Genomic DNA, 14,134 nt, shown 5'->3' with positions numbered 1-14,134 from the left:
GAGGGGGCCGATCGGTTCGCGGACCGACGATTTCGACGGACGAGAGGCGAGCGGCAGCTCAGTCGGCGAGTGCCCAGACGCCCGGCTTGCCCTTGGTCATCCGCCCGTCGGCGATCAGGGTCTGCCGGGCCTTGCGAGCGGCGTAGCGCCAGCGCAGCTCGCCCTCGGGGGTGGTCTCGTGGTCGGCCGGCTTGAGCCGGTCGGCCATGACCTCCTCGAGGGCGACGTAGACGTCGTCCTGCTCCATCTGGCCGCCGTGCTCGTCGAGCACCTCGAGGATCACCGGCTCGAAGGCCACCGGCGGCGTCCACTTCGTGTTGACGACGCGCGGCGGTGCCGGCGGAGCAGCGGCGGTACGACGAGTCCCGGGCACCCGCGGCGCCGCCCGCTTCACCGCTGTCGGCGGTGGTGGCGGCGGGTTGCCGTGGATGCACGTGCTCTTCGGAAGGTCACACAGATCGCAGTAATCCACGTCGCTCATCGCCACCACCCTAACCCGCGTGCACCACGAACGGCGCGGTGACCACCGACCCGTCGGCGAGCCGCAGCTGCACCCAGAGCCGGTAGGCGGCGGCGTCGTCGAAGCGCACGTGCAGGTCGAGCTCGGGCCCGAACGTGGTGCCCGGCAGCGCCGGCACCGGCCGGCCCCGGCCGTCGAAGGTCTCGGCGTGCCGGTGCTGGAAGTCGGCACCGTCGGCGCGCATCACCACGACGTGCCCGGCGGCGCCGAGGTAGGGCTGCAGGCCCTCGGGTGTGCGCAGGGTCAGGTCGCTCGTCCCACCGACCCGCGCCTCGCCCTCCAGCGACACCGTCACCCCGTCGACGGTCGCCGAGCGGACGTCACCGACCGGCACCGCGACCGGAGCGGGGGCGGTGCCCGCGACCGGCACCGTCGTCTCGTCGAGCACGTCGGCCAGCTGGCCCTGCTCCCGCACCTCCGCGTGCAGCGTGTAGTCGCCCGCGGTCGGGAAGGTGACCGGCACCTCGAACACATCCTCCTCGTCGGTGGGCTCCGGGTGCAGGTGCGCGAACGTGCCGAGGTCGGCGCGCGTCACGATCAGGTGCATCCACGCCTCGTGCGTCTTCACCAGGCGGGAGGCGCCGTCGACCGTGATCGTCACGGTCGTCGCCTCGCCCGGCGCGACGTCGGCCGGCACGTCGTACCCGAAGGTCAGCCCGGCGTCGTCGGCCGACATCGGCGGGATCTCGGTCTGCTCCATCACCGACATCTGCGGGTGCATCGGCATGCCCATGTCCTCCTGGAAGGACAGCAGACCGTTCATGCCGCGCTCGGCCTGGTCGGTGCGGCTCAGCCAGGTGAACCCGGCGCCGACCAGCAGCGCCAGGGCGGCGATGCCGACGAGGTACGCCGAGTCCGCGACCCTCCCGCGGCTCGGACGCCGCAGTCGCAGCGCGTTGGTCACCACGCTCACCGAGCTCATCGCCATCGCGGCCCCGGCCAGCACCGGGTCGAGCAGCAGGCCGTCCCACCAGTAGAGCGCGCCGGCGGCGACCGGGATCAGCAGCACGTTGTAGGCGAAGGCCCACGCGAGCCCCTGCTTGATCGTCGCCACCGTGCGCCGCGACAGGTCGATCGCGGAGGCCACGCCACCGAGGTCGCCGCCGACCAGCGTGACGTCGGACGCGGCGACCGCCACGTCCGTGCCGGTGCCGATCGCGATGCCGAGGTCGGCCGTCGCCAGCGCGGGGGCGTCGTTGACGCCGTCGCCGACCATCGCGACCACGTGGCCGGCGGCCTGCAGATCGGCGACCCGGGCGGCCTTGTCGGCCGGTCGTACGCCGGCCAGCACGTGCTCGATGCCGACCTCGCCGGCCACCCGCCGAGCGGTCGCCGCGTCGTCGCCGGTGACCATCCAGACCTCGAGCCCGAGGTCGCGCAGTGCCCGGACCGCCGCGGCCGACGTCGGCTTCACGGTGTCGGCGACCTCGATCCGGCCGGCGTACGCGCCGTCGACCGCCACCAGGATCCCGGCGCCGGCGGCGACGACGCCGTGGGCCGCGAGGTGGGCGGAGTTCCCGGCCAGGACCCGGCGGCCGTCGACCGTGGCGACCACCCCGTGCCCGGGCACCGAGTCGAAGTCGGTGGCCGGCGGCACCACCAGGCCACGCTCGCGCGCGGCCCGGACCACGGCCTCCCCCACCGGGTGCTCGCTGCCGACCTCGGCAGCGGCCACGAGGGCGAGCAGCGCGTCGGCGTCGCCGACGGTCTCGACGGCCTCGACCGTGCGGACGTCGGGCCGCCCCTGGGTGATCGTGCCGGTCTTGTCGAGCACGACCGCGGTCAGCCGCCGGGCCGTCTCCAGCGCGGCGCCGTCGCCGATGAGGATGCCCATCTCCGCGGCCCGCCCGGTGCCGACCATCACGGCCGTCGGCGTGGCCAGCCCGAGCGCGCACGGGCAGGCGATGATCAGCACCGCGACCGTCGTACCGATCGCGAGCGTGAGGCGATCGCCGTCCGGGCCGAAGGCGAGCCAGGCCAGGAACGTCAGCAGCGCGACCACCAGCACCGCGGGCACGAACACCGCGGACACCCGGTCGGCCAGCCGCTGGATCGGTGGCGCGGACGCCTGTGCCTCCTCGACCAGCCGCACGATCTGAGCCAGCGTGCTGTCGGCGCCGACGGCGGTGGTGCGGACGACGAGGGTGCCGGTCGTGTTGACGGTCGCCCCGATCACCGCGTCGCCGACGGCCTTCTCCACCGGCACGCTCTCGCCGGTGAGCATCGCCTCGTCGACCGCGGACCGGCCCTCGACGACGACGCCGTCGACCGGCAGCTTCTCGCCGGGACGCACCCGCACCAGGTCGCCGACGGCGACCTCGGCGAGCGGCAGGTCGACCTCGGTGTCACCACGCGCGACGCGCGCGGTCGTCGGCGCGAGGTCGCCGAGGGCGCGCAGCGAGGAGGCCGTGCGCTTCTTGGCCTTCAGCTCCAGCCACCGGCCCATGAGGATCAGCGCGACCACGATCAGCGCCGTCTCGAAGTAGAGGTGCAACGGCAGCCCCCACCGCTCGGCCAGCCCCGGCCACAGCGTCACGAACGCGCTGTAGGCCCAGGCCACGCCGGTCCCGAGCGCGACGAGCGTGTCCATGCTCGTCGTCCGGTGCCGGAGGTTCACCCAGGCCTGGCGGTAGATGTCCTGCCCGGCCCAGAAGAGCACGGTGGTGGCGACGACCAGGAGCAGCGGCATCAGCCAGTCCATGGTGTCGACGTGGAGCGGGAGGTACATCACGCCCATCAGCGCGAGTCCCGCCACGAGGGCGACCTGCCACCGCCGGCGCAGCGTGGCGATCTCGGTGTCCCGGCGGGCGTCGAGCGCGGCGATCGGGTCCGGCTCGTCGGGCGTCGGCGCGACCGGCTGGCGCACCCGTCCGGCGTACCCCGCCCTCTCGACGGCCGCGCTCAGGTCGGCGGGCCCGACCGCGGCCGGGTCGTAGGTGACGGAGGCGGTCTCGGTCGCGAGGTTCACCGACGCGTCCACGACACCGTCGACCCGGTTGAGCGCCTTCTGGACCCGGTTGACGCACGACGCGCAGGTCATCCCCTCGATGTCGAGGGTCGACTCGGACAGCGCCGGCGAGGTGGTCATGACATCGACGCTAACATACCCCCAAGGGGTATCCAATACTCAGCTGAGATGACGATGGAACCAGTCGGCGCACGCGTCCAGGGCGGGCTCCACGTACGCCGGCCGGTCGTAGAGGTCGATGTGGTCGGTCGTCTCGAGCCAGATGAGGTCACGCGGTCCCTCGACGCGGTCGTAGACGGCCTGGGCGGCCTCCGGGGAGCAGTAGTCGTCGCGGGTGCCGTGGACGATCCGGAACGGCGTCCCGGCCAGGAAGTCGGCGCCGATGGCGGCGTCGAGGGTGAGCAGGGCGTGGATCGAGGCGGTGGTCACCTCGTTGCGCCAGCCGGGCACGGCGCCGCGCTCGGTGCCGTAGTAGGCGAACGGCTCCTCGCCCGGCATCGCCGCAGGACCGGTCCGAGCGACCGCCGGGATCGTGGTGCCGGCGGCGGCGAGCAGCTCCGCGAGCTTGCTCCGGTAGGCCTCGGCGCCGAAGCCCGCCTGCATGGCCTGGGGGCTGTTGTAGGCACCAGCGACCGTGACCAGCGCCTCCACCCGTCCGTCGAACGCCGCAGCCTTGAGCGCGTACCCCGCCCCGAGGCAGATGCCGAGCAGCCCGACGCGGGTGACGTCGTCGCGGTCGAGGAGGGCGGAGACCGCGGTCTGGAGGTCGGTCAGCTTGCCGCCCGGGTCCTCGTGCTGCCGGGGCGTGCCACCGCTCGCGCCGAAGTTGCGGTGGTCGAAGGCGAGCGTGGTCACGCCGCGCGCGGCGAGGCCCTCGGCGTACGTCGCGAGCACCTGCTCCTTCACCCCGGTGAACGGCCCGGTGAGGGCGACCGCGGGACGGGGTCCGTCCCCGCGGCCGGGTCGCAGCACGGCGGCCAGGCGGACGCCGTCGGGTGTGGTCAGGGCGATGTCAACACTCATGGACGGTCCTCAGAAGTCGGTCGGGAGGGTGGTGGTCAGGATGCGGCCGCCGTGCCGGCCGACCCGGTCGATGCCCCACTCGCACAGCGGGTAGACGACCGCCTCCAGGGCGGCACGCTCCTTGTCGACGATCGAGTAGACCACCTTCGGCGGCACCTGGTCGAAGACCTCCCGCTGCACCAGGCCGGACGCCTCGAGCTCGCGGAGCTGCTGGGTCAGCATCTTCTGCCGCACCTGGGGGATCAGCCGCCGCAGCTCGCCATTTCGGCACGGCCGCTGCAGCAGGTAGAAGCAGACGATCAGCTTCCACTTGCCCCCGAGGTGGTGCAGCGGCACGTCGACGGGGCACAGGTACTCGGGATCCTCGGCCACGGGTGCCTCCTCGGGTCGGGCTCACGCGGATCGCTCGCCTCCATGGTCGCGCATGACGCCCACCGTCGGCTCGATGCTCAGCCGGGCCAGGAACAGCAGCCCGTCGCTGCGGGCCAACGGTCGTACGGCGTCCAGGACCCGCTGCTCCCGCGCAACCGGGTCGTCGTCGAGGGCGGCGGACACGGCGTCGAGGAACGTGCGCACGTAGGCCGCCTGCCGGTCGACCAGCTCCGGACCGCCGCCGGCGCCGTGCCCGGGCAGCAGCCGCGCGCCGGGGTCGAGGGTGGCCGCGAACCGGTCGAGGACCCGAAGCCAGCGCTCACCGTGGCCGTCGGCGAGGTAGGCGTGCTCGGCGTCGTAGACGAGGTCGCCGGCGAAGACGGTGCCGTCGGCCAGCGACCAGGTGGTGTCGGCGTGCGACTCGGCCGCGCCCCACGACGCCACGGTGAAGTGCTGCTCGCCCCAGGTGAGGGTGGCGTCGTCGGCCACGATCTGGTCCGGGAAGCGGCGGGAGGCCGGCCACTCGTCGCCCATCATCGGGCCGACGACCGCCTGCTTCTCGCCGTCGTCGGCGGCGACGACGTCGGCCACGGCCCGCGTGGCCACCACGGGCACGTCGAGCCCGCGGGTCAGGACCTCGGCGCCGGCGTAGTGGTCGGGGTGCGGATGGGTGAGCAGCACGGCGAGCAGTGGCTTGCCCGACGCCTCCACGGCGGCACGCACGGCGGCCGCGTCGCTCACGCAGAGCTGGGCGTCGACGACGACCACGCCCGGGCCGCAGTCGACGAGGTAGGAGTTCACCGGCATGACCGCGCCCGTCACCCGGGTGACGACCGTGCCGGGACCGGCTGAGTCGGAAGGTGTCATGGGCTCATGACACGACGTACCGCTCGCGCTGACCAGTACGCACTTTCCGGTGCCTACCCGCCCCGGCGGCCGCATCTAAGGCGATCGCCGGATGTGCCCGGCTACCTCAGACGCGCACCGTGGGCGTCATGACCGAGCTGATCACCATCCCCGACCCGATCGTCGCCCTGATGCTCACCGAGCACGCCACCACCGCCCGCCAGCAGCGCGCCGGCCGCACCCGCGGACTGCGCCAGCGCCGGCGCCGCTTCGAGCAGGCCGCGCGCCTGCGCCGCCTGCTCGCCTGAGCCCTACCAGCGGCCGTGGATCGCGGCCCGGAAGTGCTCGTCGTAGATCGCGGTGACGCCCTCGAGCAGCGCGGCCGGCAGCGGGTCGGCGTCGCCGGCGGCGGCGTTGGCCCGGGCCTGCTGCACGTTGCGCGCACCCGGGATCACCGTCGTCACGCCGGGCTGCTGCCACACCCACGCGAGCGCGACCTCGGCCGGGCTCAGCCCGGTCGGCCCCACCCGGTCGACGAGTGCAGCGAACTCCTGCGCCGCCCGCACCCCCGTCGCGTAGTCGACGCCCGAGAACGTCTCCCCCACGTCGAACGCCTCGCCGTGGCGGTTGTAGGTGCGGTGGTCGTCGGCGGCGAACGTCGTCGCCTCGGTGTACTTGCCCGACAGCAGTCCCGACGCGAGCGGCACCCGCGCGATGATGCCGACCCCGGCCTCGGCGGCCGCGGGCAGCACCGCGTCGAGCGGCTTGAGCCGGAACGCGTTGAGGATGATCTGGATCGACGCCACGTGCGGCCGGCTGATCGCCGACAGCGCCTGGTCGCAGGTCTCGACACTGACGCCGTACGCCGCGATCACGCCCTCGTCGACCAGCGTGTCGAGGGCGTCGTAGGTCGCGTCGTCGTCGATGGTCGCGCTCGGCGGGCAGTGCAGCTGCACGAGGTCGAGGGTGTCGACGCCGAGGTTGCGCCGCGAGCGGTCGGTCCAGGCGCGGAAGTTGTCGAGCGAGTAGTTCTCCGGCAGCTGATCCGCGCGGCGGCCGAGCTTGGTGGCCACCGTGATGCCCTCGTGGGACTTGAGGAACGTGCCGATCACCTGCTCGCTGCGCCCGTCGCCGTACACGTCGGCGGTGTCGAGGAAGGTGACGCCGGCCTCCACGGCGGTCTCGAGCACGGCGAGGGCGTCGGACTCCGAGACCTCGCCCCAGTCGGCGCCGAGCTGCCAGGTGCCGAGCCCGACGACGGAGACCTCCCGTCGGGTGCCGCGGCCGTCAGTGATCAGGGTGCGCTGCTCCATGGCAGCGAGTCTGTCAGGTCAGCCGCGGGTGAGCAGGAGGGCCCGGGCGTCGCGGGCGAGCTGCTGCTGCTGGCTGCGGCGCAGCGCGCCGAGACGGAGCTGCTTCTCCGCGGGGGTGAGGGAGCGCCAGGTGCGGCGCGCCTCGCGGTGGGTGTCCATGTCAGTCAAGAGCGTCCTCCTCCCTGCCAGATACCGGCTTGCGGCAGACGAACCCGAAGATCGTGACCGCCGAGAACGCCCAGCCCTGCCGGGCCGCCGTGGTCAGCGCGGCCAGCGCCTCATCGGCCTGCTCGCGGGTGATCGTGCCGTCGGCGACCGCCTGCTCGGCGGCGAGCCGGGCGAGGTGCGAGCTCATCAGCTGGTGCTGCGGGGCGACCAGCGCGGTGGACCCGACGTCCGGGTCGACCGTCAGCCCGGCGGTGATGGCCTGGCGCGGGATACTGCGCGCGGCGCGCGGGTTGGCGACCTGACGCATGAAGGCCTCGAGCATGGCGCGCCCGACGGCGGGGTCGATGTCGGACTGCACCCGCGACTCGTGGTCGGAGTCGAGCACCAGCGCCCGACCGCCGGGCCGCAGCACCCGCGCCATCTCGTGCAGCGCGGCCTGGGCGTCCGGCAGGTGCTGGAGCACCCGCTCGCACCACACGACGTCGACGCTGGCGTCCGGCAGCGGGAGCGCGGTGGCCAGCCCCTCCTGGAAGGTCGCCGCCACGCCCGCGGACGCCGCCCGGTCGGCCGCGACCCGGCGCATCTCGGCGTTCGGCTCGATCCCGAGCACCTGCCCGGTCGGTCCGACCAGCTGCGCGAGCCGCCGGGTCATCGTGCCGGTGCCGCTGCCCACGTCGACGCACGTCTCCCCCGCGTCCACCGCGCCCGCGTCGAGCGCCCAGACCCGCAACCGCTCGATCGACGGCGCCGCGTCCTGCTCGTCGAGCACGGTCACCATCGTCGCGACCGCCTCGTCGCCGGTCGTGCCCGGCTGGAACGCGGACCCCAGCGTGAACCCGCCCTCGCTCATGTTCCGAGGTTCCTCCTCGACCGCGTGCAGCACAATCGAGTTCATGGCGTACGACGAGGAGCTCGCCGGTCAGCTCCGCGCGATCGCGGCCGGCACGCCAGGACTGAGCGAGACCAAGATGTTCGGCGGGCTCGCGTTCCTGGTCAACGGCAACATGGCGGTGGCCGCGGCCAGCAAGGGCGGCCTGCTGCTCCGCGTCCCGCCCGAGCGCACCGAGCAGCTGCTCGGCGAGCCCGGCGCCAACGAGTTCGTCATGCAGCACCGGGCGATGACCGGCTGGCTGCGCGTCGAGCCCGACGCCCTCACGTCGTACGAATCCGTGGAGCGGTGGGCGGCGATCGGGCTGGAGCACGCGGCGTCGTTGCCGCCGAAGCGGACGTAGCGGCGGCCCGCCCCCCGCCTGCGCCGCCGGCTGCGCCCCCGGGCGTTTCATCACGGGATGCAGGTGGAGCCGCGCTTCCCTCACCGAGCTCGCCCGGGGAAGCGCGGTTCCATCAAGGGATGAAGGCCGGCCGACCCGCAGCTTCGCCCACATCCCTTGATGAAGCGGGGACAGCGGCGCCCACCGACGGCTCCACGTCGAGCACCGGCAGCGCCCGGTCCAGCCACGACGGCAGCCACCATGCGGCCCGGCCCAGCAGCTTCATCGCGGCCGGCACCAGCACCAGCCGCACGACGGTCGCGTCCAGCAGCACCGCGGTCGCCAGGCCGAGGCCGAGCATCTTGAGGATCGGGTCCGCGCCGAGCACGAAGCCGGCGAAGACCGCGACCATGATCGCCGCCGCCGACGAGATCGTCCGGGCGGTGACGCCGATGCCGTGCACGACGGCGCCGTCGGCGTCGCCGGTGCGCAGGTACTCCTCGCGGATCCGCGACAGCAGGAACACCTCGTAGTCCATCGAGAGCCCGAAGAGGATCGCGAACATGAAGAGCGGGATGAAGGAGATCACCGGGATCGTCGACTCCAGCCCGATCAGGTCCGCCCCCCAGCCCCACTGGAAGACCATCACGATCACGCCGTACGCCGCACCGACGCTCAGCAGGTTGAGCAGCGCCGCCTTGAGCGGCACCAGCACCGAGCGGAACACCACGACCAGCAGCACGAACGACAGCAGGACCACCGCGAGCACGAACCACGGCAGCCGGTCGGCCACCCGCGCGCCGAGGTCGTCGATGGTCGCGGTGTACCCGCCGACGTGCACCGACGCTCCGTCGGCGACGGCCGGGATGACCTCCGAGCGCAGGCGTTCGACGGTGGTGCGGGTCGTCGCGTCCTGGGGCGCGGTGGTCGCCTCGGCCACGAGCACGGCCACGTCGGCGTCCGGGAAGTCCTGCGGCTCGGCGACGTCGGCGATGCCGGCGTCCTCGCGCAGCGCGTTCCCGACCCGGTCGGCCGCGGCCGCCGGCGAGACCGCGACCACCAGCGGCCCGGTGGCGCCCGGCCCGAACGCGTCGGCGACGAGGTCGTAGGCGCGGCGCTCGGTGCTGGACTCGGGATAGCTGCCCTGGTCGGGCAGGCCGAGCCGCATACCCAGCACCGGCAGCGCGAGGGCGACCAGCAGCAGCGCGCCGCCCGCGGCGTACGCCGGGGCGTGGCGGGTGACGTGCCCGCCCCAGCGCTTCCAGCGGGCCACCGACGATGCGGACCGATGTGCGAAGCGGGACCTCCCGGCGAGCCGGCGCCCGGCCAGACCGAGCAGGGCGGGCAGCAGCGTGAGGGCCGCGAGCACCATCACCAGCACGACGACGGCGATGCCGATCCCGCCTGCGGTGACGAACGGCAGGCCGGCCACGACCAGCCCGAGGATCGCCAGCACCACGATCCCTCCGGCGAAGAGCACCGCCTGCCCGGCGGTGGCGACGGCTCGGCCGACCGCCTCGGGCACGGTCATGCCGAGGTCGAGGTGCTCGCGGTAGCGGGTGAGCAGGAAGAGCGCGTAGTCGATGCCGACCCCGAGGCCGACCATCGCCGCCATCGCCGTGGCCCACACGGGCACGTCGACGAGGTACGCGACCAGGGGGAGCGCACTGGCGCCGAGGAGCAGGCCGAGCAGGGCGATCGCGATCGGCAGGCCGGCCGCGAGCAGCGACCCGAACGCGATCACCAGCACCACGAGCGCGACCACGATGCCGAGCAGCTCGCCGACGTTGGACTCCGGCCCACCGAAGTTGAAGTAGAGGTCGCCACCACCCTCGACCCGCCAGGCGCCGTCGTCGCGGACGTCGTCGAGGGTGGCCTCGAGGGCGGCGAGGTCGTCGACCGAGAGGTCCTCGACCGGCGGATAGGCGAGCGTGAGCACGGCCGTGCCGCCGTCGGCCGAAGTCCGCTCGCTGACGCCGAGCACGTGCGGCAGGTCGGCGAGCTCGCTGCCGAGCCGGTCGAGCGCGGCCTCCTCCACGGCGGCGCCGGCGGCCGGACGCGCCACGACGTACGCCGTGATGCCGTCGGCGCCGGTGCGGGCGAGCAGGTCCGCGGCGGCCTGGGAGTCGGTGCCGGGAGCGGCATTGGTGTCGGCGAGCGCCTTGCCGAAGGAGGCGGAGGCGACGACCACGATCACGGTCGCTGCCAGCCAGGCGGCGATCGCGACCCACGGGCGGCGGGCCGACCAGCGGCCCCAGCGGTAGAGGAGTCGGGACATGCCACCACGCTCCCGGCCGGCGACCCGCGGCCGCATCGGCGTCGGGGCCGCACCTGCTCCGCCGTCCGGAGGGTGCGCGAGTCCTCCTTTCGGCCGGTACGCCGCGGGCGCCCGCTCCCTAGGCTGGGCACGTGGCCGGACCGGGGATGAGGGAGTCGTGGCGCGCGCTGTGGCGCGAGCCGCGGCCCGACGACGCCCCGGCCCGGGTCTGGCGCGACTGGGTCCTGGTCGCCGGGTTCTCGATCGCCGCGCTGCTCGAGGGCATCCTCGCGCCCGACGTGCCGTGGCGTCCGTTCGCGATGGTGCTCGCGATCGGCCTGACGCCGACGCTGCTGTGGCGGCGTACCCACCCCCTCGCGATGATCGTCGTCGGGTTCGGGGTGGTGACCGTGGTCCAGCTGGTGGCCGTGTGGTTCGGTCGCCAGGAGGTGGGGCTCGCCTCGATGCTCTACTTCCTCGTCCTCGTGTACGCCGTGACTCGGTGGGGCTCCGGCCGCGAGGTCGTGATCGGTCTCGCGGTCGTGATGGCCGTCGCCACCACGTCGATCGTCACCACGCCCAGCACGCTCGGCGACGTGATCGGCGGGTACGCCGTGCTCGCCCTCGCGGCCGGGTCGGGCGCGATCCTGCGCTACCGCACGACCGCCAACCGGCGCCAGCTCGAGCAGATCCGCAGCGAGGAGCGGGTCGGCCTCGCGCGCGACCTGCACGACGTGGTCGCCCACCACGTCTCGGCGATCGCGGTGCAGGCCCAGATGGGCCGCACCGTCGGCGCCCGGGACCCCGCGGTCGCGCTCGAGGCGCTCGCCTCGATCGAGGACGAGGCGTCGCGGACGCTCGCCCAGATGCGGGCGATGGTCGGGGTGCTGCGCGCCGGGACCCCCGCCGAGTACGCCCCGGTCGGCGGCGTCGCCGCGCTCTCCTCGCTCGCCCAGCCGGACGGCCGGCCGGCCGTCGTCGTCCATGTCGACGGCGACGCCTCGGCGCTGCCGGCGACCGTCGACCAGGCGGTCTTCCGGCTCGCCCAGGAGTCGCTGACCAACGCCCGCCGGCACGCGCGCGAGGCGACCCGCATCGAGATCGACGTGACCGTCGAGCCCGACCACGCCCGGGTCCGGGTGCGCGACGACGGGACCGCGGATCCCCTCTGGCAGCCCGGCTACGGCATCGTCGGCATGACCGAGCGCGCCGAGATGCTCGGCGGCACGCTGGCCGCCGGTCCGGCCGAGGGCGGCGGCTGGCTGGTCGCTGCCGAGCTGCCACTGCGGTCCGGCGCATGAGCATCCGCGTGGTCGTCGCCGACGACCAGGACCTGGTGCGCACAGGCCTGGCGATGATCCTCGGCGCCCAGGACGGCATCGACGTGGTCGGCCAGGCGGCCGACGGCCCGTCCACCGTCGCGACCGTCGCCGACGTCCGGCCGGACGTGCTGCTCGTCGACATCCGGATGCCCGGGTACGACGGGATCGAGGTCACCCGCAGAGTGGCCGGGCCCGGCATCGCCGACCCGGTGGCCGTCGTCGTCATCACGACCTTCGACCTCGACGAGTACGTCCTCGGCGCGCTGCGCGCCGGTGCGCGCGGCTTCCTGCTCAAGGACGCCGGCCCCGAGCTGCTCGTGCAGGCCGTGCACGCGGCCGCGGCAGGCGACGCTCTGATCGCCCCGGGCGTCACCCGGCGACTGCTCTCGACCTTCGCCGACAGCCTCCCGCTCGCGCCCAGCCAGCCCCGTGAGCCGCTGACCGAGCGCGAGGAGCAGGTGCTCGGCCTGGTCGCCCGCGGACGCACCAACGCCGAGATCGGCGCGGAGCTCTTCATCGGGATCACCACGGTGAAGACCCACGTCGCGGCGCTGCTCACCAAGCTCGGTGCCCGCAACCGTGTCGAGATCGCGATGTGGGCCTATCAGACCGGCCGGCTGCGCGACTGAGCGCAGGCCACGCAGGTCGCCGCCGTCGGCCGCACCTCCAGCCGCTCGGCCGGGATCGGCTTGCCGCACACCACGCACACGCCGTACCTGCCCTCGTCGAGGCGGGCCTGCGCCGCGTCGATCGCGCGCAGGTGCTCCTCGGCCTGCTGCACCAGGGCGCCCACCTGGGAGCGCTCGAAGGCGATGGTGGCGCCCTCCGGGTCGTGCTCGTCGTCAGCGTTGCTGTCGTTCGACGCCTCGACGAAGCCCTGGTAGTCGCCGCGCAGGTCGGCCAGCCGCCGCAGGGTGCGGCGGCGCTCGTCGGCCAGCAGCTCGCGGGCGTCGGTCATCGCCGCTCCAGCAGCGTCAGCACCTCGTAGTGCCCGGTGTTGGGGAACATGTCGAGCAGCTGCCCACGCACCGGCCGCAGGCTCGGCATCGCGGCCAGGTCGGTCGCGAGCGTCTGCGCGTTGCAGCTGGAGTAGAGGACGCGCTGGACGCCGGACGTCTCGAGCCAGCCCGCCAGCTCGGCGCCGATGCCGCGCCGCGGCGGGTTCACCACCACGAGGTCCGGCGGTGCCGCGGCGGCCACGGCGTACGCCGTCGCGTCGCCGGCCACGAAGGTGGCGTCCACGCCGGCCTCCCGCGCGCTCAGCGTCGCGGAGGCGACCGCCTCGGTGCTCACCTCGACCCCGATGACGTCGACGGCCGGCCCGGCGAGCGCGAGCGCGAAGCCGCCGACCCCGCAGTAGAGGTCCCAGACGCTCCCCGGCCCGACCTCGGACACCCAGGCGCGGGCGCGCTCGTAGAGCTCGGCGGCCATCGCGGTGTTGGTCTGGAAGAAGCTCTGCGGGCGCAGGTGCAGGTCGAGCCCGGCGACCCGCATCGTCAGCGTCTCCTGCTCGGTCAGCAGGATCTCCCGGTCGCCCTCGAGGATCGCCTTGTGCTCGGGCTGGAGGTTGACCGACGCGACCGCCAGCGCCGGCAGCGCCGCACGCAGCGCCGGGAGGTGCTTCTGGATCCGGGTCACCGGCTCCTGCGAGCGCAGCACCCACCGCACCATCAGCTCCCCGTCCGGCGACTCGGTCACCAGCAGGTGCTTGAGCTCGCCGCGCCGCGCCGGCACGTCGTACGGCGTCACCCGGGCGGTCGTGACGAAGTCGGCGAGCACCGGCAGCGCCGCCCGGATCCCTGGCGTGTGCAGGGGGCAGTCGCGCAGGTCGACCCCGCTGCCGGCCGGGTTGAGGATGCCGAGCGTCGGGTCGTCGGCGGTCCCGTGCACGACCATCTTGGCCTTGTTGCGGAAGCCGAGCTGCGGGCTCGCGACCGGCGACAGCCAGGCCACGTCGTGGGCCGCCAGCAGCGTCTCGACCTGGCGCTGCTTGTCCAGCAGCTGCACGTCGTAGGGCAGGCCGAGCCAGCTGCACGAGCGGCAGCGGCCGGCGTCGAAGTGGTGGCAGAGCGGGGCAGTGGACATCGCCGGCCCAGGCTACGACGCGAGCCTCCTCACACCGATTGCTCGACGG

General features: G+C 74.0%; 15 protein-coding genes. 4 read left to right on the top strand and 11 right to left on the bottom strand.

Annotated elements, in window-relative coordinates:
• Positions 1-58: 58 nt before the first annotated feature.
• Genes HZF07_RS19560 through HZF07_RS19540 form a run of 5 tightly spaced genes read right to left on the bottom strand, consistent with a single transcriptional unit; the run spans position 59 to position 5,750 of the window.
• Positions 59-481 (bottom strand): hypothetical protein, encoded by a 423-nt coding sequence (locus HZF07_RS19560; RefSeq protein WP_157343923.1) that lies wholly within the window; start codon positions 479-481, stop codon positions 59-61.
• Positions 482-491: 10 nt separating this feature from the next.
• Positions 492-3,608 carry a heavy metal translocating P-type ATPase gene (locus tag HZF07_RS19555; RefSeq protein WP_157343922.1) on the bottom strand — a complete coding sequence of 1,039 codons (3,117 nt, stop codon included), beginning with the start codon at positions 3,606-3,608 and terminating at the stop codon, positions 492-494.
• A 39-nt stretch (positions 3,609-3,647) separates the two neighbouring features.
• Positions 3,648-4,511 (bottom strand): alpha/beta hydrolase, encoded by an 864-nt coding sequence (locus tag HZF07_RS19550; protein WP_157343921.1) that lies wholly within the window; start codon positions 4,509-4,511, stop codon positions 3,648-3,650.
• A 9-nt stretch (positions 4,512-4,520) separates the two neighbouring features.
• Positions 4,521-4,883, bottom strand: a complete 363-nt coding sequence (locus HZF07_RS19545; RefSeq protein WP_198346435.1) for a winged helix-turn-helix transcriptional regulator — start codon at positions 4,881-4,883, stop codon at positions 4,521-4,523.
• Positions 4,884-4,904: 21 nt separating this feature from the next.
• Complete coding sequence (locus HZF07_RS19540; protein WP_157343920.1) at positions 4,905-5,750, bottom strand: MBL fold metallo-hydrolase; 846 nt, start codon at positions 5,748-5,750, stop codon at positions 4,905-4,907.
• Positions 5,751-5,878: 128 nt separating this feature from the next.
• Between HZF07_RS19540 and HZF07_RS19535 the strand changes: the two genes are divergently transcribed.
• Positions 5,879-6,037, top strand: coding sequence for a hypothetical protein (locus tag HZF07_RS19535; protein ID WP_157343919.1), 159 nt, complete (start codon positions 5,879-5,881; stop codon positions 6,035-6,037).
• Between the two features lie 3 nt (positions 6,038-6,040).
• Here the strand turns inward: HZF07_RS19535 and HZF07_RS19530 are convergent, their stop codons facing one another.
• From HZF07_RS19530 to HZF07_RS19520, 3 genes are read right to left on the bottom strand one after another with little or no spacing between them, the layout of a single operon-like run.
• Positions 6,041-7,042, bottom strand: a complete 1,002-nt coding sequence (locus HZF07_RS19530; protein ID WP_157343918.1) for an aldo/keto reductase — start codon at positions 7,040-7,042, stop codon at positions 6,041-6,043.
• 18 nt (positions 7,043-7,060) lie between these two features.
• Entirely contained in the window at positions 7,061-7,210 is a 150-nt protein-coding gene (locus HZF07_RS19525; protein WP_157343916.1) for a hypothetical protein, read from the bottom strand.
• A complete protein-coding gene (locus tag HZF07_RS19520; RefSeq protein ID WP_157343915.1) occupies positions 7,203-8,060 on the bottom strand; it encodes a methyltransferase domain-containing protein in 858 nt (285 codons plus the stop codon). The genes HZF07_RS19525 and HZF07_RS19520 overlap by 8 nt, the downstream gene beginning before the upstream one ends.
• A gap of 43 nt (positions 8,061-8,103) precedes the next feature.
• On the opposite strand from HZF07_RS19520, the gene HZF07_RS19515 reads away from it, so the two are divergent.
• Positions 8,104-8,442: a TfoX/Sxy family protein gene (locus HZF07_RS19515; protein ID WP_157343914.1), complete on the top strand. Its 339-nt coding sequence runs from the start codon at positions 8,104-8,106 to the stop codon at positions 8,440-8,442.
• A 112-nt stretch (positions 8,443-8,554) separates the two neighbouring features.
• On the opposite strand, the gene HZF07_RS19510 is transcribed toward HZF07_RS19515, so the two are convergent.
• Positions 8,555-10,699, bottom strand: a complete 2,145-nt coding sequence (locus HZF07_RS19510) for an MMPL family transporter (protein ID WP_157343913.1) — start codon at positions 10,697-10,699, stop codon at positions 8,555-8,557.
• A gap of 131 nt (positions 10,700-10,830) precedes the next feature.
• Between HZF07_RS19510 and HZF07_RS19505 the strand changes: the two genes are divergently transcribed.
• Both HZF07_RS19505 and HZF07_RS19500 read left to right on the top strand, forming a co-directional pair.
• Complete coding sequence (locus HZF07_RS19505) at positions 10,831-11,979, top strand: sensor histidine kinase (RefSeq protein WP_309504858.1); 1,149 nt, start codon at positions 10,831-10,833, stop codon at positions 11,977-11,979.
• Positions 11,976-12,629 (top strand): response regulator transcription factor, encoded by a 654-nt coding sequence (locus HZF07_RS19500; RefSeq protein ID WP_157343912.1) that lies wholly within the window; start codon positions 11,976-11,978, stop codon positions 12,627-12,629. The genes HZF07_RS19505 and HZF07_RS19500 overlap by 4 nt, the downstream gene beginning before the upstream one ends.
• Here the strand turns inward: HZF07_RS19500 and HZF07_RS19495 are convergent.
• Both HZF07_RS19495 and rlmC read right to left on the bottom strand, forming a co-directional pair.
• Positions 12,605-12,958 (bottom strand): TraR/DksA family transcriptional regulator, encoded by a 354-nt coding sequence (locus HZF07_RS19495; RefSeq protein ID WP_157343910.1) that lies wholly within the window; start codon positions 12,956-12,958, stop codon positions 12,605-12,607. The two genes, HZF07_RS19500 and HZF07_RS19495, sit on opposite strands and share 25 nt — an antisense overlap.
• On the bottom strand, positions 12,955-14,085 hold the full coding sequence (rlmC, locus tag HZF07_RS19490) for a 23S rRNA (uracil(747)-C(5))-methyltransferase RlmC (RefSeq protein WP_157343909.1): 1,131 nt from the start codon (positions 14,083-14,085) through the stop codon (positions 12,955-12,957). The genes HZF07_RS19495 and rlmC overlap by 4 nt, the downstream gene beginning before the upstream one ends.
• Between the last annotated feature and the right edge of the window lie 49 nt (positions 14,086-14,134).

Origin of the sequence: Nocardioides agri (genome assembly GCF_013778305.1) — a bacterium.
GTDB classification, from domain to species: Bacteria; Actinomycetota; Actinomycetes; order Propionibacteriales; family Nocardioidaceae; genus Nocardioides; species Nocardioides agri.
This window is presented reverse-complemented; position numbering and strand designations above follow the sequence as displayed.

Coding starts and splice junctions, on each gene's coding strand:
- HZF07_RS19560 (WP_157343923.1), bottom strand. CDS start 481: ATGAGCGACGTGGATTACTGCGATCTGTGTGACCTTCCGAAGAGCACG.
- HZF07_RS19555 (WP_157343922.1), bottom strand. CDS start 3,608: ATGACCACCTCGCCGGCGCTGTCCGAGTCGACCCTCGACATCGAGGGG.
- HZF07_RS19550 (WP_157343921.1), bottom strand. CDS start 4,511: ATGAGTGTTGACATCGCCCTGACCACACCCGACGGCGTCCGCCTGGCC.
- HZF07_RS19540 (WP_157343920.1), bottom strand. CDS start 5,750: ATGACACCTTCCGACTCAGCCGGTCCCGGCACGGTCGTCACCCGGGTG.
- HZF07_RS19535 (WP_157343919.1), top strand. CDS start 5,879: ATGACCGAGCTGATCACCATCCCCGACCCGATCGTCGCCCTGATGCTC.
- HZF07_RS19530 (WP_157343918.1), bottom strand. CDS start 7,042: ATGGAGCAGCGCACCCTGATCACTGACGGCCGCGGCACCCGACGGGAG.
- HZF07_RS19520 (WP_157343915.1), bottom strand. CDS start 8,060: ATGAGCGAGGGCGGGTTCACGCTGGGGTCCGCGTTCCAGCCGGGCACG.
- HZF07_RS19515 (WP_157343914.1), top strand. CDS start 8,104: ATGGCGTACGACGAGGAGCTCGCCGGTCAGCTCCGCGCGATCGCGGCC.
- HZF07_RS19510 (WP_157343913.1), bottom strand. CDS start 10,699: ATGTCCCGACTCCTCTACCGCTGGGGCCGCTGGTCGGCCCGCCGCCCG.
- HZF07_RS19500 (WP_157343912.1), top strand. CDS start 11,976: ATGAGCATCCGCGTGGTCGTCGCCGACGACCAGGACCTGGTGCGCACA.
- HZF07_RS19495 (WP_157343910.1), bottom strand. CDS start 12,958: ATGACCGACGCCCGCGAGCTGCTGGCCGACGAGCGCCGCCGCACCCTG.
- rlmC (WP_157343909.1), bottom strand. CDS start 14,085: ATGTCCACTGCCCCGCTCTGCCACCACTTCGACGCCGGCCGCTGCCGC.